This is a genomic window from Sporosarcina sp. SG10008, from assembly GCF_044569405.1.
GTDB classification, from domain to species: domain Bacteria; phylum Bacillota; class Bacilli; order Bacillales_A; family Planococcaceae; genus Sporosarcina; species Sporosarcina psychrophila.
In genome coordinates this window covers 469587-490541 of the sequence record NZ_CP172607.1, presented here as the reverse complement: position 1 = coordinate 490541, position 20955 = coordinate 469587, and the positions used below count along the sequence as shown (strand labels likewise).

The 20955-nt window shown below is 35.2% G+C and carries 24 protein-coding genes; 2 read left to right on the top strand and 22 right to left on the bottom strand.

Going from position 1 to position 20955, the window contains the following annotated elements; translation table 11 throughout:
* The first annotated feature begins 319 nt into the window (after positions 1–319).
* Positions 320–853: a hypothetical protein gene (locus ACGLYD_RS02560; RefSeq protein ID WP_399633081.1), complete on the top strand. Its 534-nt coding sequence runs from the start codon at positions 320–322 to the stop codon at positions 851–853.
* A 720-nt stretch (positions 854–1573) separates the two neighbouring features.
* Here ACGLYD_RS02560 and ACGLYD_RS02555 read toward each other — a convergent pair.
* The 16 genes from ACGLYD_RS02555 to ACGLYD_RS02480 all read right to left on the bottom strand — a co-directional run bounded on the left by ACGLYD_RS02555 (position 1574) and on the right by ACGLYD_RS02480 (position 13599).
* Positions 1574–2176 carry a hypothetical protein gene (locus ACGLYD_RS02555; protein WP_399631162.1) on the bottom strand — a complete coding sequence of 201 codons (603 nt, stop codon included), beginning with the start codon at positions 2174–2176 and terminating at the stop codon, positions 1574–1576.
* 274 nt (positions 2177–2450) lie between these two features.
* Positions 2451–2912, bottom strand: coding sequence for a VanZ family protein (locus ACGLYD_RS02550; protein ID WP_399631160.1), 462 nt, complete (start codon positions 2910–2912; stop codon positions 2451–2453).
* A gap of 454 nt (positions 2913–3366) precedes the next feature.
* On the bottom strand, positions 3367–3720 hold the full coding sequence (locus ACGLYD_RS02545; protein ID WP_399631157.1) for a hypothetical protein: 354 nt from the start codon (positions 3718–3720) through the stop codon (positions 3367–3369).
* 119 nt (positions 3721–3839) lie between these two features.
* Positions 3840–4235, bottom strand: a complete 396-nt coding sequence (locus tag ACGLYD_RS02540; protein WP_399631155.1) for a nucleoside 2-deoxyribosyltransferase — start codon at positions 4233–4235, stop codon at positions 3840–3842.
* A gap of 295 nt (positions 4236–4530) precedes the next feature.
* The gene (locus ACGLYD_RS02535; RefSeq protein ID WP_399631153.1) at positions 4531–5097 is read right to left on the bottom strand and encodes a histidine phosphatase family protein; all 567 of its coding nucleotides are present in this window, start codon (positions 5095–5097) and stop codon (positions 4531–4533) included.
* A gap of 140 nt (positions 5098–5237) precedes the next feature.
* A complete protein-coding gene (locus ACGLYD_RS02530) occupies positions 5238–5540 on the bottom strand; it encodes a hypothetical protein (RefSeq protein WP_067206574.1) in 303 nt (100 codons plus the stop codon).
* 905 nt (positions 5541–6445) lie between these two features.
* Positions 6446–7309: a CPBP family intramembrane glutamic endopeptidase gene (locus ACGLYD_RS02525; protein ID WP_067206571.1), complete on the bottom strand. Its 864-nt coding sequence runs from the start codon at positions 7307–7309 to the stop codon at positions 6446–6448.
* Positions 7310–7368: 59 nt separating this feature from the next.
* Positions 7369–7902: a hypothetical protein gene (locus tag ACGLYD_RS02520; RefSeq protein ID WP_067206568.1), complete on the bottom strand. Its 534-nt coding sequence runs from the start codon at positions 7900–7902 to the stop codon at positions 7369–7371.
* Between the two features lie 201 nt (positions 7903–8103).
* Positions 8104–8487, bottom strand: a complete 384-nt coding sequence (locus ACGLYD_RS02515) for a hypothetical protein (RefSeq protein ID WP_338653308.1) — start codon at positions 8485–8487, stop codon at positions 8104–8106.
* A 123-nt stretch (positions 8488–8610) separates the two neighbouring features.
* Positions 8611–8910, bottom strand: a complete 300-nt coding sequence (locus ACGLYD_RS02510; RefSeq protein WP_067206563.1) for a hypothetical protein — start codon at positions 8908–8910, stop codon at positions 8611–8613.
* 142 nt (positions 8911–9052) lie between these two features.
* Positions 9053–9493, bottom strand: a complete 441-nt coding sequence (locus ACGLYD_RS02505; RefSeq protein ID WP_399631148.1) for a terpene synthase — start codon at positions 9491–9493, stop codon at positions 9053–9055.
* Between the two features lie 110 nt (positions 9494–9603).
* Positions 9604–10173, bottom strand: a complete 570-nt coding sequence (locus tag ACGLYD_RS02500) for a hypothetical protein (RefSeq protein WP_399631146.1) — start codon at positions 10171–10173, stop codon at positions 9604–9606.
* Positions 10174–10654: 481 nt separating this feature from the next.
* Positions 10655–11224: a nucleotidyltransferase domain-containing protein gene (locus ACGLYD_RS02495; protein WP_187046950.1), complete on the bottom strand. Its 570-nt coding sequence runs from the start codon at positions 11222–11224 to the stop codon at positions 10655–10657.
* 485 nt (positions 11225–11709) lie between these two features.
* A complete protein-coding gene (locus tag ACGLYD_RS02490) occupies positions 11710–12000 on the bottom strand; it encodes a hypothetical protein (protein WP_187046949.1) in 291 nt (96 codons plus the stop codon).
* Between the two features lie 356 nt (positions 12001–12356).
* Positions 12357–12794, bottom strand: a complete 438-nt coding sequence (locus tag ACGLYD_RS02485) for a hypothetical protein (protein ID WP_067206554.1) — start codon at positions 12792–12794, stop codon at positions 12357–12359.
* 616 nt (positions 12795–13410) lie between these two features.
* Positions 13411–13599, bottom strand: a complete 189-nt coding sequence (locus tag ACGLYD_RS02480) for a hypothetical protein (protein ID WP_067206551.1) — start codon at positions 13597–13599, stop codon at positions 13411–13413.
* A gap of 551 nt (positions 13600–14150) precedes the next feature.
* Between ACGLYD_RS02480 and ACGLYD_RS02475 the strand changes: the two genes are divergently transcribed.
* Positions 14151–14684 (top strand): hypothetical protein, encoded by a 534-nt coding sequence (locus ACGLYD_RS02475; RefSeq protein WP_399631142.1) that lies wholly within the window; start codon positions 14151–14153, stop codon positions 14682–14684.
* Between the two features lie 283 nt (positions 14685–14967).
* Here the strand turns inward: ACGLYD_RS02475 and ACGLYD_RS02470 are convergent, their stop codons facing one another.
* From ACGLYD_RS02470 to ACGLYD_RS02445, 6 genes are all read right to left on the bottom strand, one after another.
* Positions 14968–15516, bottom strand: a complete 549-nt coding sequence (locus tag ACGLYD_RS02470) for a GNAT family N-acetyltransferase (RefSeq protein ID WP_187046947.1) — start codon at positions 15514–15516, stop codon at positions 14968–14970.
* Positions 15513–16100, bottom strand: a complete 588-nt coding sequence (locus ACGLYD_RS02465; protein ID WP_187046946.1) for an AAA family ATPase — start codon at positions 16098–16100, stop codon at positions 15513–15515. The genes ACGLYD_RS02470 and ACGLYD_RS02465 overlap by 4 nt, the downstream gene beginning before the upstream one ends.
* Positions 16097–16624 carry a signal peptidase I gene (gene lepB / locus ACGLYD_RS02460; protein ID WP_067206530.1) on the bottom strand — a complete coding sequence of 176 codons (528 nt, stop codon included), beginning with the start codon at positions 16622–16624 and terminating at the stop codon, positions 16097–16099. The genes ACGLYD_RS02465 and lepB overlap by 4 nt, the downstream gene beginning before the upstream one ends.
* Before the next feature lie 377 nt (positions 16625–17001).
* A complete protein-coding gene (locus ACGLYD_RS02455) occupies positions 17002–17439 on the bottom strand; it encodes a YusW family protein (protein WP_187046944.1) in 438 nt (145 codons plus the stop codon).
* A 697-nt stretch (positions 17440–18136) separates the two neighbouring features.
* Positions 18137–20137: a methyl-accepting chemotaxis protein gene (locus ACGLYD_RS02450; RefSeq protein WP_399631136.1), complete on the bottom strand. Its 2001-nt coding sequence runs from the start codon at positions 20135–20137 to the stop codon at positions 18137–18139.
* A gap of 184 nt (positions 20138–20321) precedes the next feature.
* Positions 20322–20915 carry a histidine phosphatase family protein gene (locus tag ACGLYD_RS02445; protein ID WP_335339517.1) on the bottom strand — a complete coding sequence of 198 codons (594 nt, stop codon included), beginning with the start codon at positions 20913–20915 and terminating at the stop codon, positions 20322–20324.
* Positions 20916–20955 lie beyond the last annotated feature (40 nt).

Here is a 20955-nt window from a genome sequence, read left to right as displayed (position 1 = left end):
CGGTTACCTTAATTTAGTCAAATATAATCGCGAAGGACAAAACTAAACAGAACCAAGGTACTAAATTTACATATGCACACTTCTTCACTTTCAAAACCTCACATATTGTCTTATATCATTTCAATATTAATTATAGTGTTTAACTTCTTTTGTTTGGATGAAAATGTGTGCAGAACAATGCTACGACTCGGGGAAGTTGAAGATAACATCAAATACTTACCTATTACCACCGTTAGTTGAATAAGGGGATTTTACTAAAGATGAATTATAACTGTATAATCAAAAATAATGAGATGGCCTATTAGAGGAGGAATTTCTTATTACAAAAGTACATATATTTGGTGCTGCTGGTTCTGGAACTTCGACACTCGGAACTGCGTTATCACAGGAACTTCCTTATACTCATCTTGATACAGACGACTATTTTTGGTTAACTAAGTTCACAGGACAAAGACCAATACCTGAAAGAAGAAAAATGCTAAAACATGACTTAACAACATATCAAAACTGTATTCTTTCGGGGGCAATATGTGGTTGGGGTGACGAATTTAAAGCCCATTTTGACTTAATTATATTTTTGCAGCTTCCCCAAAATATAAGACTTGAGAGATTGCAACAAAGGGAATTTCAAAGGTATGGGAATGAAATATTGGATGGTGGTAGTAAATACGACGAATCCAAGGCTTTTTTGAAGTGGGCTTCCTTATATGATGAAGCAGGAATGGAAGTCAGAAGTAAAATGTTACACGAACATTGGATGTCAGACTTAGTTTGCCCGATATTGAGAATAGAAGGTGACGATACGGTAAAAGAGCGAGTGAATATAGTCCTCAATTATTTAAGTTCAAACTGAAAAAATTATTGTGCTATCGGATTAGTTGAGCAAAATGGCCAATCCTTTTATCAGATTTTGTCACATCATAACAGTGTCGTGATTTTTAAGTTATGACACCAGCAATAGATAAAAAAGTCTCCCTTTCTAAATAAAAGTGAGACTTTTCGCAAATCTAACATATTTGTATTGTGATAGTTTTGCAATTTTCCAAGCACACTTTTATACATTTACTGTTCTAATGCGAGTTTGAATGCTGCATACACCCGAAGTGTTCAGGGAAAAGTAATCGGTGAATGTGAATCATATAACGAACGTTCGGAATTCATTGGAGAGCGTGATGTGATGAGTTAAAGAAAAAAGCGTCACTTTTTTTTAGTTGTTGGTTTCTTTTTTTGATTGAGTAAATAAATTCCAGATAAAAGTAAAACAAAAGTGAAAATGGCTATTAAAATGTTGGCCATTAAAACCGACATGTGGTTTTTAAAATCAAATACTATATGTATTAATAAAAATATTGCTGCTAGAACTACGCTAAGTATAGATAAGTTTCGCTTATAAAGACTCCTTTTTTCAGTACTCACACATTTTACTTTCATATTTTTTTATTTCAAACAAATCCCCATAACTAATGTATGCACTATTTACCACTAGTTGATATTACACCCCTTCATGGAAGTATTCTTACCCTTTAATTCAAAGAAAAGCCTGCCAATTCTCGTTTAACTAAACCAGCAACCGTTACTTTAAGTGATATGTTTCACGAACTTCTTTTCTTCTGCATTCCATGGATTTAGAGTAACCAAAACAATCTCTAAATAACTTCCTGCCAATATATTTTTTGAAATCATTGTTTCTATATCTGTAATATTCGTTCCAATAGCTAATCATTCTATTGTAACTTTTGCAAAACAGCACAATATTTTCAAGACAAAATCTCTTAATCCGTTCTGTATCCTGTTCTTTTAAAGTATCATAAGTCATTTCTATTATCTCTACGACATATTCATCACATATTTTTACGATATAAGGAATAGCCCAATCTTCATAATCCATCTGAAGCAACGAAGAGATATGCTTTTGACGAACAAATCCGTCACAACTTCTTGAATAAATACAATGCAAAATCATTTTTTGTCGTAGACTTAAATTGTCTATAACTTCATCTAAACTATCAATATAGTATATGCGATAAGGAAACCTAATCATGGTATCATCTAGAAAGTATTGAATAGTATCCTGGGACACACCACTAGTGACATTTTCATAATTTTCATGAGGAATCATTCCAACCGCTGTGGCCACATCATCTCTCAAATAATTTGGAAATCCATCTTGAAACATTCAATCACATCCTAGCTTCGCTTAATCCTACATTTGCTTTTATCCCATTATATCCATATGTCTAATAGTCAAAATCATTATACCAATAGAAATTAGGATCGCAATTACAAATTGATTAAATGTAATCTTTTTAAATTCACCTGTTCTTTTCTTACCGGATAAAGCCACTATAAACACAATAACCCACGTCACCATTAGTCAATAAGAAAAAGCCGCCGTGAAAGGCAGCCGACTCTTCACTAAAGCCCCAGATAGTTGAAGAATAATTACAGTTCTATTTAAGTAGATTCTGAACAAACTTTGTTCTCCAAATTCCAAACCCTATTAAAGCACCAGGCATATTTAGGATGAAATCATCAACGTCGAAACTACCCTTTCTTGTAACTAATTGCATTACCTCAATAATAAATAATAATACAATCATTGAAATAGAAAATACCATTACTTTGTTTGTTTTCTTTATGAAAAATGGTAAATAAATACCCATTGGTAAAAACAAAATAAAATTACCAAAAAGGTTTTTGATAGGGATATTCAAATTTATACTTCTATCAAGTATTGCTTGAAAATATGTATTTATAGTTTTAAATGGAACGAAATTTGAAGAGTTTTTCATATACTCTAAGAATGGCAGGTCATACCTATAACCCCTAAAACCTAAGAATAATATAAACACCAATACCAATAAGTAAAATATAAAACTTATACTAAATACAATCTTAATTTCTTTCTTCATTTTCTCCCCCTGCACTTGCTGTTATTCATAAGGTACTTTTTTTACTTTACACCATTTAGCCCGTCGTTGGATGGTATATGAGTTTCCTCATGTTCTAACTTTAAACCTTTTGGAAAGTCCGTCAGTTCCTTTATAAAGGAACTATTCTCACCATGTCTAGCTTTTCAGCCGCTCGGCATACCTTTTCCTTAGGAATGTCTTTAGCCTTTGTTCTGTCGACTTCATCTGGCTCTTTTCCTTAGGAATGTCTTTAGCCTTTGTTCTGTCGACTTCATCTGGCTTCAGAACTTCTAACCTATCAGTCATAATGCAAGCAGAAGTATTAACGCGATGGTTTTAGGTAACGTGGTTCCTTCATTCCTACCCTCCATTGTAAAGTTGAGATTTTAAATCACAGAATCTCCTGTCTTTCACGCTGTTTTCATTTATAACAGAACTTATCGCGCGTACCCAGTTAGCTTAAGAAGATAGAGATAATGATTAGATAAACGTGTGTTGCAATAATTACAGTTAACACAACTAAACCGAACCACGCTATCAATTTCCAATTACCCTTCGAATTCAAATAGAACGCGACATATAAAACTATCGCCAGCACTGCGATAGGCAAGTGATAGAACCATACTCCACCAAGTTGCAGAAATATTGTCATTGGGTAGCTTAAAAGTAAAGCTACTATGCCTCCCAATATATATCTAAGTGCTTCAGCGTTAAAAAATTTACGACTTACTTTATAGCTCAGGAAACCACCAATAGCACTGATAAACACCGCTAACAAACAGATATAAAGAATGGTTAGATAGGTCACAGTCACTCCCCTTTTCAATCCCATATTACCATAATTGTTCATACGTTTTGTTAAGCTAACCTGCCCCGTTAGCACAATAAGAAAAGAATTACTGTTGTTACACTAAAGCATCCGTTAGCTTAAAAACTTTGTGATTTTAAGTCTATAATATCTACTAACTCATCTATGCTTCCAAAGCACTTTTCGATTTCAGGTAAATGATAAAATGTACTGGTTGTTTCAATGTTATCTACTTCTTTGTTCGGTGAGTAAAGGTAAACTTTTTTGTCATTTCCAATAGCAATACCTAGTTCAATATGGCTTCCTTTTCCAGCTGGTAATAAAACTACAACAAAATCAGCTTCTATTACAGCATTTTTCTCCTTTTGACCTATTGCCTTTAGTTCTTCCAATGTTGTTACGTTATCATTTACAGTCCAGTCATATGTATGGATAAATCCTTTATTTTTTAACCTTTTACTAACATATCTAACCTGGTCTATATTTTTTAAGCTAGATGCAATATAAAACTTCATGATTTATCTCCTTTTTTTCACAATTTTATCATACATCTTACTATTCCTTCTTCAACTAAACTGCCCAGTTAGTTTAACAAGAATCTCGATTATCTCCACCCGCAAACCTTCGATTCGATCGATGTAAGAACTTGTATGCGCCATACACCTCTAGTTAACATAACGCCAGCAAGTTCACGGAAGTTAACTACATTACTCAATAAGAAAATCTGCCCTGTAAAGGCAGATGATTATTAAACTAAAACGCCCGATAGTTTAAGAACAAAAAACTTTTTTTATTGGTTAACATCAATATTTACACCCATAGTCTTTGAACATTCACTAATTTCTTTTCATTGAATTCCATTCTATAAATATCAGGTTTTGATGTGCTATGTAAAAAATCCAAGTCATAAGTGCCATCGAAATATTCCATCATCAAGGTCATAACAGCCCCGTGAGTACCTATCACTATTTTTTTATCTCTAAAAGTTTCTAATAGTTCTTTTAAGACCTTTATAGCTCTTTTTTGACAATCAGCATTTGATTCTCCTCCCTCTAAAGAGAAATTTGATTCAAAAAATGACTTCTCTAAAAGTGGAACCAATTCTTTATCTGATACTCGATTGTTTCCTGAAGAGAATATCCTCTCTTTTAAATCTTCAAAAACTAAAACTTCCTCTCCTATTTGTTGGGCTAACTGTTCTACAGTTAAAATTGAGCGTATATATGGACTTGAAGTAACTACATCAATTTCTTTATCTTTCAAAATGTCAGTCACTCGTTTAGCATCTAAATAACCTTTTTCGGTTAATCCTCTGGTTCTATCGTTTCCTTCTTTTGGCGATTCACCGTGTCTCACCATATAAACAAATGTACTCATAATATAATGTCTCCCCCAATAACTTCCTCTTTTTTTCCTCCTAAACAAAACTACGGCATTAGTTCAATAAGCAAAAAGAGCTGCCAAAGCAACTCAATAATCTTCCGCTAAAGCGCCCGTTAGTAAACAAAGACCTAAATTTATTCAGAATACAACCAAGGGATAACTGGTGGTATTCCTGCTTCAGGTACAAGATAAACAAAGACAAAAAATACACAAATTAGTACCCCAAAAAGAGAAACGAATATAGAAATTAAAGGATTAATTCTTTTCAAAATACCATATATCCCACTAACAAAGCTGGCTAATCCAAGAAATAACTCAAAAAATGCTACTGGATATACATTAAACTGTTCCATTACAAAAATTCTAATAAAGTTAAAAACAGAAATAGATAACATAAAAAACACTTGTAAAATCAACCCTAAAACTGGAATGCTCAATTGATATCACCATCCTACCTCACAAACTCCCCTGAAGAGTGTAACAAGTGATTGTCATCTTTTTAAAAAACTAAACTCCCCCGTTAGCACAATAAGAAGAGCATTATTGTTGTTCCAGTAGTCGAGTAGAAGGGAACCTCTCTACCTTACGGTAAATTGTGTTCCTCCCCCCTCACAGAACCGTGCTTGCGCTATTTACGCACACGGCTCTTCCTAGTCACCATTCACAAAAAATAGCTAATCTCTTTCACTCGGATTTTTGCTGATTCTGCTATCCTTACTAGTTTTGTTTCCATTTAGTATCCCTACCTCTGTGTGTAGTAAATGTGTCCCTAATAAGGGTGATAACTTGGTAGCAGCCTTTCCTCCATCGGCATTACCCAACTTCATTGGTACTACGCTGCTATCCGACTCCCTACAACGGCATTTGGCTTCCTTGCTTATTATCGCTTGTACACCATACTCTTCTATAAGCAGAAAAGACCGGTAGGGTCTCCCGAGTTGCCGTATCCTATCAATGTGACACGTGCCAAGGTCTCTGACTCCAGAGAGGTTTTATCCTTCTTGCCTTTAACGATGGATAAAATGTAGCTTTCTGCTGTGCTTAAGGCATAAGCCCTCTCGATTTACTAACATTATGGAGCTCAATCCCTTCAACCAGTTGGCTTTCGGCCCGCCACCTAACTGTCTACGCTTAAAGGCTACTGTTACCAATAGCCCTCCAAGACTCGCTACGAGTGAATGGCTAGTTCTTTCTCGACGGGAATCCCACCCGCTATATGATACGACCTAGGCTCGGCCGCACAAGCACCTCGTTAGTTTAATAAGAACAGAGACGCTTATTAACCAATCGCGCCCGATTGTAGTAGATTTGTTATTCTAAAGTATTTTTTATTAAATCCTAATCACAAAGAGCGGTTACGTCTTATTTTTCTTTTATCATTTAATATTAAAACTGATAACACCACGACACTAAGTATTACAATAAACAAAAATGATAAGTATAGCGACATGAAGCCTTCAAACGTCTCATCAAACTCTAAAAGCGCAACACCTGATTCATATATACCTCCCAGAGAAATATATCTAGCTACTTCAAGGTAAACCAAATGGAATATTATATTCATCCATAGTGAACCGGTATATGCTCTATAAAGCTGTAGAGCAATTCCAAAAGCGAAGAGTAATATAAAATAATCTATAGTTATTGCAAATGGCTTATCAAAGAATATTGATTCCATCGCCATCACTGTTATCGGTACACAAATAAAGATTAACGGTTGCAAAATTAACGAAGTAAAAAAGCGGAACTTTTTTTGCAACTCTTCAAATATTAAACCACGTATAAAGACTTCTTCTGGAAATGCTTCGTATATAAATGCTGTTATTGTATTGATTAAAACGGAAATTACAGCACTTGTTGTCAAGTTCATACTGAGATTTTCAATCCCGCCGAATAAATAGGCCGTTAAAATACCTACTCCAAGTAAGATAAAAGGCAATGCAATTCCAATAGCCATCTTAGATGATGAATTTACACCTTTTAGGCCGATACTTTTAAACGATTCGGGACTTTTTCTCTTCAGTATATAGAGTACAATGAGCGTTAATCCAGTAAAAATCCCCCCTTGTAGAAGCATGGCTACTTTTCGTTCAATATCGTGAGTTTCTATTAAATATCGTCCGACATTACCCGATACAAAGAGAAATACCGATACTAGTAGAAAATACAAAAACAATCGACTAATCCTAAACTTCGATGAATCCAATTGGTTGCTCCTTTATATTAAGACTTAAGGTTATACATGAGTACCTAGTTATGTCCGCATTAATCAAACAATATATTTTCAACGAATTCGGATTCATTCTTATAAATTTTATACATAAAGTACATCAAAATAGTAACAGCAAAAAGTAAAGTTGATTCGTAAATATTGTCTTCAGTGAGTATAGTTGTTTTAAGCGTGAACTCATTTGCTTTGATAGTAGCGATATGAATTTGGTCTATTTTCACTTCTATCTCGCTGCTCCAATTTTCTTCAATACGTATGTCTTGTTCATCAATTTTTCCTACAACACAAAAGTAGAGTAGGCTATTCCCTGGCTTATCTTTCAAAAAATAGGTCTTCTCTTCTGTTTCAATGATATATGTAGCAACAAGTAAGTTTTTGATATTTCGTTTTTTAATCCCTATCTTAATTTCGGATCCTTTGTGAGCAGTAAATGACACTACACTTCTCTTTTCACATCCTGTAATATCTGCTTTTTCAATGGTTCCAACACTCTCTTTCTCCCTGTTTTCCACTTGAATAGCATTCTTTTTTTTCATGTATCTCACATCATTGAATTGATATTTTTTCATTTATATCCCACCTTTCTTAGTGGCTTATTCATGGTTATACATTTTTTATATTCCTCACTCTTATATTTATTACGATTTAAGCAAAATTAAGTTTCAAATACATAGTTATTCTATAATTTGGCCCGTTTGCTTTATATGGTTTCCTTAAGGGCAGCCAGCTCGCCTTAAGGCAATTTATTCAACAATCGCGCCCGATTGTTGTTACTTTGCATTCTTCATACTTTTTATCGTTCTCCCGTATCCAAGTGCTAGCAAGAGCATGGCTGTATATATTATCGTACCGCCCATGGTGAATAGCGCTGATGATTTATAACTAATCGGTGGATAGCCGCTATGCGCATTATAATGCCATTCTGCACCAGCAAACACTGACTGGATAATGAATAACGTAATTCCGAACAATGCTAAAGCCAATACAGCCTTTTTTTGAAAGACCATCTTAGCTAAGTTGTCTTTAAAAACAAATAGAAAGGTTGATTGTCCTTTATGCACTTTTCTACTTTCCTTCTTAGCAGATGGAACTAAAAAGAAAATAAACATTCCGCTGTAAATCAGTGGCAGGATAGTAACTTCAGAAATGCTCATCAAAAAAACTCCTTTACCTTTTGAACGTTTTTGACTCGAAATAAGATTCGTCAATCTGGCCCAATTGCGATATAGACGAAATCGCTTATAAAGCAATCGCACCAGTTAGTGCAATAAGCGACATTAAAATAAATCACCCAGACTTACTACTATTCCAATAAGTGAAAGGGCGAACACTAACAATATCAATAAAATTATAATAGGGGCTATCTTCTTCAGAAAGCCTTCTTCTTTGTTTTTAAACGCCAAATAGCTAAGTATCAGACTAAGAACACCCGCGATAATGAAAGTGAAAAATAATATTTTTAGAAGTACAACCATCGAGCCTTCAGGCTCTTGTGGTGCAATTGCATAAGAAGTAAAAATAGTTATTGCACAAATAATACTTAATATGGCAGACCACTTGCTATATTTTTTGTTCATTGTGTTCCCCCTACTTTTTAAATAATACCATTTATTGGATTTAGGCATCATAATTAATATGAAAGTTTGTTCAACTAACCTGCCCCGTTAGTTCAACAAAAAAAAGAGTTACCTAAGTAACCCATTTTCAACTAAATTGACATTATTCTTGAGATAAATTTAACCAACTTTTTTCATCAATTGATTGGATCTTATACTTTGAACCAACTATATCTAACATTCTTTGATGAGTTTTAATATCCCACGAATCATCCACATGTTCATATAAGTCTTTCTGTATAAATTCTTGAGTAATATAGTTTGTAACAGAACTAATGTCAACTAATTCTCCAAAAAACTGTCTTAACATCATCGAATCTTCTTTTTCTAAAGGTTCATCTGACAAGAAATAAATTTTGAATACATTTACAATTATATTTATATCTTCGTCATCTAAAAAACAAAGTGGCTCTAACTTTTTATCTTCTTCTGTAAATGGTCCTCTAGTATCTTCAATAATGACATAAGCCAACATTTTATTGTCTTTAAAGAAACGAAAAATTTCTAAATCTCGTAATCTTAGTTTTCTATCGATTGAAATCATTTTTTTCACCTATTCAAATATGAATTTATAACTCGCAGTTATATCTGTACATATTCTTAATCTAAACAAATTCCCCTTCTGAAACAAGAAAAAAGAGATGCATATTAAAGTTACTTAATTAATATTTTAATCTCATTTTTATGTTCTTTTACAAATTCATTCAAAAAGTCATTGGCTTTTTTATTGTATACCTCTAACCCATCTTCGTTGTATGCGTCTGGTTCACCAAACATTTCTTGCGTATAAGCATCTATATAAGCAATTTGTTCACTCCTGATTTCTACGTACTTCTTATAATATTCTTTAGGTTCCATACCTAACTTTTGAGCTTGCATTTCGATAAAATCAATCATAGATTTTCCGAATGGATCTTCTTTATCTCTAAGAGGTAGCAACATCATTGTTTCCCCTTGTAGATCTTTGTTATCGGAAACATCCAAATTCATTCTTTTAGCTTCTTGCAGAATTAATTCGATTTTTACAGTTCCCTCAATACTTTCCAACACCTCTTCATCTGGATACAAAAATCTTAATTCACCTATCGTAATTTCTTTGTCTTTGACAATAGCTGCAATATCTTTGTCATTATAATCTTTTATACTACTTTGAACACTTGAACTGCATCCCATCAGTGAGATAATTAAAGACAAAGAAATTATAAAAAGAGAAATTCTTTTCAAAAAAACACCTCCATAATATAAATCCTACCACCTGTAATACGTTTTATAATGCAAAATGTTTCAAATTTTCTCTCGAACGAACCTGCCCCATTAGCCATACATGAAGCGCAAAATCAGCGCTACACCATAGGGGATGAAAATGTGTACAGTACGGGTATTGGATATTACGGCTGGGAGAGGAAGGTCGATTAACTATGGTGCCATAGAGCCCATCCGTTAGTCTGACTCCAACGACCACGGTGCATCATAAACTGTCGCACTCTATACGAGTAGCACTCATGGGAGATTAATCCTACTCTGGTTATTGCACCAGCCTGCCTTTATTTTATGAAGAATGGAGTTGGTTTCTGATTAACTTTCAACTTAATATAATCATTTTGAAGGCTCAGCCTTTTTTCAAAAAACTTTTTCTGTGTTTTTTTGTTATGCGGTTTTATAGATTTAGAGCGTTTTTTAATTTTCATGGGAGTTTAACTAGACGTTATGTTAAATAATGAAGCCATTTATGTTCCGGTTCGTGCAATTGTATAGCATACTGAAGCCATTTTTTTCTCTCGTCATCTAAACATTCTAATATCGCCATAAAGTCTTGTTGGTCTTTTTCTCTTGTGTTTTTCACTTTATATAAAAGCACAATTTCTGGATTTAGATAGGGAATGCCTGTATCAGAATAACTCCAAACTGACTTAAGTGGATAGGAAATCGTTAAATCCCTTCTGAATTTCCAATCATAATCCTTTGTTTCATTTAGAAGAACTTCTAATTTGTCTCCATTTGAATTATTCAAAGTATGTATTTCGTGAATAGGTAACTCTAAAAACTCATTTCCCCAAGTATAGAGCTTACCTTTAATAACCTTTTTAAAATCCCAATCTTTAAGGTATTCCTTCAGGTTTAATTGGTCTTTTCGAAATAAGGCAATCTCTATATCTTGATGCTGTCTTGTTTCCCTACCGATAAATAGGTCAATTGCCCAACCTCCTGCAATAAACCACGTTTTGTTAAATCCTGACATTAAAGAAGTAATTCTTTGGCATTGTTCAAATGACATACAAAATCCCTCCAGACTAAACAACTAATATCCTTCTCTATTCTTTTTCTATTTTGAATAACCTCTATACTGAAACCTTGTTTAACTAACCTGCCCCTTTAGCCATACATGTAGCGCAAAATCAGCGCTACACCACAGAGGATGAAAATGTGTACAGTACGGGTATTGGATACTACGGCTAGCGATGAAGGTCGATTAACTATAGTGCCGTGGAGCCCTATCCTTTAGCCTGACTCCAACGACCACGGTGCATAACAGAATGTCGCACCCAATACGGGTAGCACTTATGGAAGATTAATCCTACTCTGGTTACTACACCAGCCTGCCTTTATTCTAGGAATAATGGAGTTGGTTCTTGATTAACTTTCAACTTATATAATCATTTTGTAGGCTCAGCCTTTTTTCAAAAAACTTTTTCTGAGTTTTTTTGTTATGCGGTTTTATAGATTTAGAGCGTTTTTAAATTTTCATGGGAGTTTAATGATTTATACAGGAACGTCCGTTTCCTTCTTCTTGAATATGCCTATTAATAGTATAATTAGTCCTATGATGAAACCAATCGTAAACAGTATAATAATTGTTACTGGTATTGCCCATATATTCCTAATAATTAAGCCATAGGTTAAACCAATCTGAAAAGATAATAATGGTGAGATTACCAACATAAAAGTGATTCCCCAAACAATGTATTTCCTTTTCTTTGACTTACCTTCGCTTAGATGATAAGCAGCAAGTGCTCCTATGAATGCAAATACATACCCTACAAAAAGCACCATTTTATCATCCCCTTCTTTTTTTTAATTTCACAATATCTCTTATCTCACTAAACTGCCAGTTAGTTCAACAAGGAATTCGATCGCTGAACAGCCTTGTATAACCATGCACACGAGGTTAACAAAACGTCAATTCTCGGCAGGTAATTATACTTCATAACCCTATAAACTCTCAGTTTCCCCCTGCGGTCCTTCGTTTTTTGTATGCATCCAATTTTATACATCGTTGAGTTAACAGGATTTCCGCTGAACGCCAGGTCCGTTTAAATCTATAGTTATGTAAATTTAACTAAACAACAAGAAAATAGAATACCTCCCAAAATCCTGTATACTAACAACCATCCCAATGAATTTTTGTTTCATTTTATATTAATATCAAAAACATAAGTTGCTTTTCCTTTGTTCCATTCTACGATAACTTCATAAATATAATATCCCTCTTCCGATGGAAGGATTATTTCATTATCTTTAAGTTCAACAACATCACTTGTTTCATCTTCGTTCCATTGTTTTAGGATGATAGATGAAGGATTTTCTTCAATTTCAATTTTTAATTTACCACCTTTTTCAACTTGTAATGTATTGAATCCAACTGCTAAGTCATTTATATCTGAACTACTAATTTTTCTAAATTTCACGTCAGTATCTAGCCATTCGAACTCACCTATCATCATTATATAATCGTGAGTACCCACAATAACTTTGCCTTCTGCTTGCTTATAAGTATTGTTTGAAGATATTCCATTACAACCAGCTATAATAATAACTGTTAACATTAACAGCATTGTTTTTTTCATTATCATATTCTCCTTTTAATCTCTAAAATTGCATTTTTTTATTTATTTGGAATATGTTCACATATTTATATATTATAGCATGCGTATTGATTAATCAGACTACAAAAATCCAGTGTCACTTTCCAACTAATTTGTCATCTTTTTGGCAGGTGATAAGGCTAAGGTTTATATTGCGTATAACGTCTGCAAAACACTTCCCGATAATCTTCCTTTTAGTCAAATAAAAAAGAACAGGTAACTTTCACCCATTCTCTGCTGCAATTTCATCAATTCATCTATCATAAAAAACACTCACCTAAACACATCACCAAATAAAGGGATAACAATAAACATCCCGCTTATTAAACCAAAGATAAAAATTATTGAATAAGTAACGTACTTTTTTCCCTATATTACTCCTTCTCTAAAGGAGTTAGTTCGCTATCTTCGAAGCATTATTGAAGAACGCGCAAGACAACAAGTAATCTGTTCCATAATCTAGACGCTGTACTTTTTTTAAAAAAAAAGAGCTGCGTTTAATTTTCATGAGAGTTCAATAAGAAAAGCTACCCTTACAGGCAGCTACTTGTTCAACTAAAGCTTTCATTAGTTGAAGTATTTATGAGGTTTCCTTAATTTAAAACGGTCCAATTTGTTGATCAATCCGTCCCACTTCTCGTAGAGTATCGTTTACAGCTGAATTCTGATTTAATGACTTTTCCTGTTCATGAAAACTATATTTCCTTTTAGTCAAAAAATCCACAAGATAGACGCCTACAATTAAAGTTACAAAGAACCCCCAGAAAATCCACATTATCCAATGCATTACATTACCTCCCCTTTTTAATATATACGTAGCGTTCGGCTAAAAGTTACATTTACTATAAAATGACAAACCTACCCGTAAGTAAAAATGGCACGTACCCCAACGAATGCAACACCAATCACAAGAACAATAGAACCTATCAATAATTTAGATTTGATGTCATTTTTCCCTATTTCAATTTATACAAAGTATACCATTAATGTGTAATAATGCGATGTGCAAGACTGGCTGGTTTTAAATGCTTGACCGATACAGCAAAATATTGCTTCAGTTGATTTGTATCCAGCAATTCCATCTCACCATCATTAAAATAACCAATTAGTAGCAAAGACTGTAACTGCGGGGGATAAGGACTCCGGGATGTAATTGTTGGTGATAGTATAAGACATATCTCTTTCCCCCTTATCTTCTCTTCGATATTTCTATTTGACTTGGTTAGGTATAACCGAATTGATTTTTTGGTATATTCGCGTTATTCGGTAGTCTTTGTAAGAGAAGACAATGAGTATGCTATTATTGGGAATAACTAGTATTTTTAAGGGAGTGAAAAAATGAAAAAGATTTATATTGCTTTATTAAGCTTAGCCTCCATCGTTATATTTCTTTTTATAATTAAGTTTTTTGGATGGACTATTGTGGTCAATAGAACTAGTATTGATAAATGGCTTTTATTGATCGCTGTCTTTTCTTTTCCTTCTGCAATTTACATAATTTCAGTTAAAAAAGATGTAAATATACGGGCAGCAGATACATTATCATTTTTTGTAATAATCATTGTAACAACGTGTTGTTTTAGGGCGTTTTTACTACCGACTTATTTTTATGCGTATGTAGAAAGTAATGATATTCTTTCAAAACCATACTTTATCTCTGAAAAGACGAATTCAAAAACACCACTAATTGAAGATGTTTTTTATACCAAGTACACTATATATAAATCCATTACCCCCGTTCTCTTTAAAAAAGAATCAACAGTAGTGGAGGAACGTGGCATAATTCGCTTGAAGGAAAGTATAGTGAAAACGGTTGAAATAGATGGAAAAATCTATATTACAACTGGCAATGGTTTATTGCCTATTAAGTAGCAGAGGACGCAAGTTATAAATCATACTAAGAACAGTAGTGCAGACCAAGGCAATGGTTAGTACTACTGATCTTAGTATGTTTTCTTATTGTGCAATGGATTTAACTACTTACGTTAAGGGAGGTGTTAACTAAGGTGCATGCGGTATACACACTTGAAAAGGTCTATTTCTTGTAAGAGAAATAGACCTTTCTTAATTTAATGATTTTCAATTAAAGCTACTCGTAAGTCTGAATCCATTTTTCAGTGGTCTCAAAATTATATGCAGAGTACTTGGGGTGTCGTTACTGATTTATCTTCCATTCAGTGTGCAAAATTGAAAATATCAACGCATCGTGGGAATGCCCATTTTGGAATAAATAACTTCTTAACTTTCCTTCTGCCAAGAATCCATTCTTCTCTAACAGTCCGATAGATGCACTATTTGCAGGAAATGTGACTGCCCCCATACGGTGCAGCCCAAGTTCATCAAATGAATAATCCAAAACCGCTTGTAATGCTTCAGAGGTAATACCGCTTCTCCAAAAGTCCGGATGTATTTCAAATCCAACTTCCGCTTTTTTCATGCCAAGTGCCAAGTTATTCAATCCAATTGTGCCTACAAACTGGTTCCCGTCTTTTAGCGTAATCGCCCAGCGCACTCCTCTTTTTGTTTCATAAGTACTTTTGAAATGCTCAATAATTTTTTCCGCCTGAGCCAACTCGTACATCGGGTCCATCCCATAATACTTAACTACTTGTGGATTTGAAAAAATGGTGAATAGTGCAGGCGCATGACCTGATTCCACTTTAGTCAATCGAAGTCGCGGCGTATTTAAAACTGGAAATGTCATACTAGCCCCTCTTTCACTTCATTTTCAACTATATCTGCCAAAGCTAATGGATTGCATTGTTCTATATACTTTTCTTCCGCGGGGAAATACCGTTGATCGTACTTTAAAGCGATTTCTTTCTTATTCCCCATATAGATGTCCCTATCTGTAATCCTTTTTAACCTCGTCTCTTGATCCAACTCTAGATAGACGACTATTTCAAAATACGGTCTCAATTCAGGACGTTGTAGAAAAACCCCTTCAACGATTACTGTTGTTCCCGCGGGGATTTCAATTTCCCGCAGTATATAACTGTCAGTTTCTCTGTTATACACTTCGATTGTCTCATTCACATCCAAACCACTTTTCAATGGTAGCAGTAATTTTTGTATTAAATAATCATACCGCCATTGTAAATGATAATAGCAATACCATTCTTCATAATTCTCGTTATAACGGACTTCCTTTTTGTGTACAAAATCATCAAGGTGCAAGATCACTGAGCCCTCTAACTGTTGCTGCAATTTATAGGCATACATCGTTTTTCCCGATCCGCCAAGACCGTCAATTCCAATGAGCATGGAACATTTAGAGTGATTTTTCATTTTGGTATTCCCATTTCACGAAATGGATAGAACCTGAACTTCACTGAACCAATAACTGATTTTTCATCGATGAAACCGATGATTCTACTATCTGTACTGTTTCTTCGATTATCTCCAAGCACGTATAAATAGCCTTCAGGTACTTCCACTTTAAAGTCTTGTGTTAACTTCTGGCCTTCGAAAATCCCAGCTTTATTCTCTTGCACATAGTCCTCTTCATATTCCACGCCATTTATATAAAGCTTGTCGTTGTTCATGACGACGACATCTCCCGGAAGACCAATTACCCGCTTAATGAAATTGTCCTCTGAATCCGGAGCATGGAAAACAATCATGTCAAAACGATCAATCTTATACACTTTTGAGATGACGATTTTATTATCATTTTCAAAAGTCGGCTGCATCGATTGACCCGATACGACGACTGGTGTAAATAAAAATTGGCGTATGACGATTGCAATGACGAATGCAATTGCTACTGATTGTATCCACGAAATGAGCTCACTTTTGCCGCCTTCTTTCATACAATACCCCCGTCTACTATATAATTCATATTATTTACCATATAACGTTACTATGCGTTTATAGACTACTATGCTCTATATTCTATTCTTTATGATAAATTCCTGCCCAACTTAAAAGATTCTTATTATAACAATCGCGCTTCGTTCACCACAATGTTAGGTAAGTGAAAAAAATGCCTTCGTCAATTCAATAAAACTTAATCATTCATCTCTTTAATTCCGTGTTACTTTTCCACTTATAACGGTCGTAAAATTATTGGATAGGCAAAGTAACTAGTTGTATATGATAAAAACAAAAAGCACTGAACTTTTGAGGTTCGGCGCTTTGAATATTGCGTACTATTTACCCCGAAAACTAGAATTCTCCCGGTAGTTTATTATTTCATATCCGAAAATTCTTGCTCACTTCCATCTGTGAATTCAATTTCCAGATCAAACTCCGCGTAATCTTCTGCACCAAATGCTTTGGACACCTTTTCTATTACTTCTTCTCTCGACATGTCTGTTGTTAAACCTAGCTCTTTAAAAATCGGTTGCAATTCACTATAAGCTTTATCTCCTGATAGCTTAATGTTATTTAATTTGTTCTTGTATTCTGCTTCGGTTTCGGACATATCCAAGTCAAATGAAGCTTCAATTGCATCTCTCTTCTTGACTGTATCTATATCTAAGTCAAATGAACGGAAACCGAACTCGCTCTGAATTTCCTCATTCGTAGGAGCGTTCTTTACTATCTCTTTATCGGTACACGCACCTAATATAAGTGCCGTCGATAATAGTGCTGTAGCGTATAACGAAAGTTTTTTAGTGTTCAAAAGATAATTCCCCTTTTCAATGTATTATCCATGCTTCATAATTCATCTTTTCAAGTAAGTTCACCTATCACGTTGAGACGAATTATCCACTGATTAGTAGGGTACATGAACAAACGGTGTTGAAAGGATAAATAAGAATACATATATAACCTAGCATTCTCAGAAACTGTCTTACAATGTTCGACAGAAAAACTGATACTTATACATAAATATAGCATACCTTATCCTGTCGGTACCATTATGGACCAAAAAATATACATCGTTTGAAATAGAGGTCGCCTGCTATTTAGTGATAGTCATTGAAGGCATCCAAAAAAGTTAAAAGTAATATCTGCACTACATATTAAGATTAACAAGGTGGTATACCTCACCAGTTTTACGAACGAATTTAGCGAATGAGCAACAAGTGTGAGACGAAGTAGAGGGATGCAGTTCAATCCCTCCTCAGCAATCTACTATCGGGCTTATTGCGTGAGACCATAACAAAGCGACAAAGCGTTGTTGGAAGAATCTTCTATTCGTTAAGCGCCGACTGTATAGTACAAAGATTATAGTAGCAAAACCATTAAGTATTTTACCGATTCCGTTATACCGCCTACTAGTAAAGCGGCTCCGTCCAAAGACAGAACCGCAAGATGATTAAGATTAATTTTAACTCTAAACAAAAACCTTCCAATTTCCCGGCAGCTAATTGTTATTAAACTTTGAAATGGCTCATGGCGGTGTGCAGATTGTCACTTAACCCCGCCAATGTATCCGCGGCTTGTGCTACCTCACGGATTGCCCGAAGCTGCTCGTCCGTCGATGCACTAATTTCTTCACTTGCCGCAGCTGTTTCTTCAGCTGTCGCCGCCATAGTTTCAATTGTCTCCATAACCGTCTCCTTATGTTCAACGACCTTATTTACTTCGTCATAGACACTGCTGATGGACTGTTCAAGCTTATTCATGAGTTTGGAAATGTCTCCGAACGTCATTTGTGTAGCCAGCACGACTTTTCCTTGTTCCTCAAATGTCTCCCCCGTTTCCCTCATTTGCCTCGAAACTTGGTGGGAGCCATTTTGAAGTTCTTGAACGGTCGCTTTTACTTCATCTGTTGCTCGTGCAGATTGTTCAGCTAGTTTCCTCACTTCATCAGCAACGACCGCAAAGCCTTTACCGTGTTCGCCAGCACGTGCTGCCTCAATGCTCGCATTAAGCGCCAACAAGTTCGTCTGCGTGGAAATTTGAGTTATCGTTTCCATGACAATTCCGATTGCTCCAACTTTCGTTTCCAAATCTCCAACGACATCCGCCATCGATTGCAGATTTGTCTTCCAGCCATCGAACGACAATTGTAGCTGATTGACTTGGCTGACTCCACTTTTGTTGACCTCTTCAGCTTCTATTGCAATGCCTGTCATAATGCTCGCTTTTTCTTGAATCCCTATTAGTTGTTCGCTTAAATAGCCAACTGTTTGCGTCACATCTTCTGTATCATGTGCGGATTTCGTTGCACCTGATGCGATATCATCGATAGCCCCCGCCATCTGCTCACTAACGGCATTCGTCTCTTCTGCGGATGCACTTAAGCTTTCTGCCGCTAAACGAACTTCATCGACAGAAAGGTTAACCAATGTAATAACATCACGAACTTTTGAAGTCATAGCATTAAAATTGTTTGCAAGTTGACCAAATTCATCCTTCGATTTCACATCCGCGTATGCGTTAAGGTTTCCTTCCGTCACCTTATCCATTGCTGTACGAATTTCACCGAGAGGACTAACAATTCTTGATATTAAGAACCAAAGAACAACAATCATTACTATTCCTGCTAATATGAAAGTTATGATGATTAAGTTCCTAGTTTGACTAACTGAACCATCAATTGCATCTTGATTGAACGCGGCACCAACTGTCCAACCGAAATGCGGGACTTCGGTAAAAACGCCGACCATTTCATTCTTATCTTCATTGTATTGTCCGATTCCCTTAGTTTTTTCTTCGTTAAATAATGCCGTTAAATAAGATAAATCCGCCAATTCCTCTTTGTCTGTTAGTAAATGAGGGTGAACGATTGCCCCATCATTTCTATCAAATAAGAATGGGTAGCCTCCAAATCCAAATTCACTTTTGGATACACTATCAGTAATATTTCCCAAACTAATGTCTACCCCAATAACACCAACAAGTGAATTGTTTCGTTTCATCGCTTTAGATGCCGTAATAACATATCCACCTGACGCTGCATCGACATATGGATCCGACCATACAACTTTGTCTGGTTGGTCGCTAGCTGCTGTATACCATACGCGGCTAGTCGGATCAAATCCATCGATAACGAGATGGGGAACAAATTTGGTATATTTGTTTTCGAATCCAAAATACATTAAATCCGTATCCGTCATTTGTCCCATATAATCATTAAAGACCTTTTCGATGCCTCGACTTAATTCGTTATCACTTCCGGTGCCATACTGCGTCTCTATAAATGATGTGACTTCCGGATTTTCGGTAAGCAAATATAGCGTTTTTTCATATTGCAACATACTGTTTTCAATCGATCGACTCATCTCCTGCACGGCAACTTCACTTTGATTTATAAGGACATTTTCCGTTTGCTTTTGCATTTGAAGATTAACGAACAAGTTTACTACCGTAAGGATAATGAAAAATAACGCTATTACACTGACAATAATTTTTGCTTTAATCGATTTCATTTCACTTACCTCCTTCTACTTTGATTCGACATACTTCACTCATAAATTCTGACCTCATTAGACTATATTTTTGATTATAGTCTAATAGTCACTAGAATGATAGAATATTTTAAATAATATAATGTATTTCGACTTATTAAATATACGCAAAATAAAAAACGCCATTCTCTGGCGTTTTAAATGCTTACTTAATACGTTGTAAATGTTTCGTACAATTAAACAGCTCGCATAGGTTTCGATCTTCTTGCAGTTTAATAATAGTGACTGATGTGTTTTCCAGATCCATAGCTAAATCCTTGTAAGGGACAAGCTCTTTTATCAATCGACCAATAAATCCTCCATGACTGACGACTAAGATTCGTTTATCTGGATGCAATTCTTTTATTTCCTCTATGAAATTAAGTCCGCGTGAAATAATTTCTTCCTGCGGTTCGAAACCGAGTTCCAGCTGTCTCCATGAGTGCCCCCATTTTTTTACTCGCTCCATTTCCGTCAATCCTTCAACCAGGCCACCCCCTGATTCCCGCAAGCGATTGTCCGATAAGAGACGGATATCAGGCATACTGTCCGCGATGATTTCAGCTGTTTTTGCAGCACGAATTAAAGGACTTGTGTAGATGACATCCCATTGTTCACCAGAAAGTCTTTGAGCTACACCGTGTGCCATCTCAATTCCTTCATCATCAAGTGGGACATCAGTACTTCCTTGTGCCCTTCCTTCTTTATTCCACGCGGTAACGCCATGTCGTACAAACCCAATTATCGTAATCGTAAACACCTCCCTCTTCACATTTACTCACAAACCATTTCCAAGTATT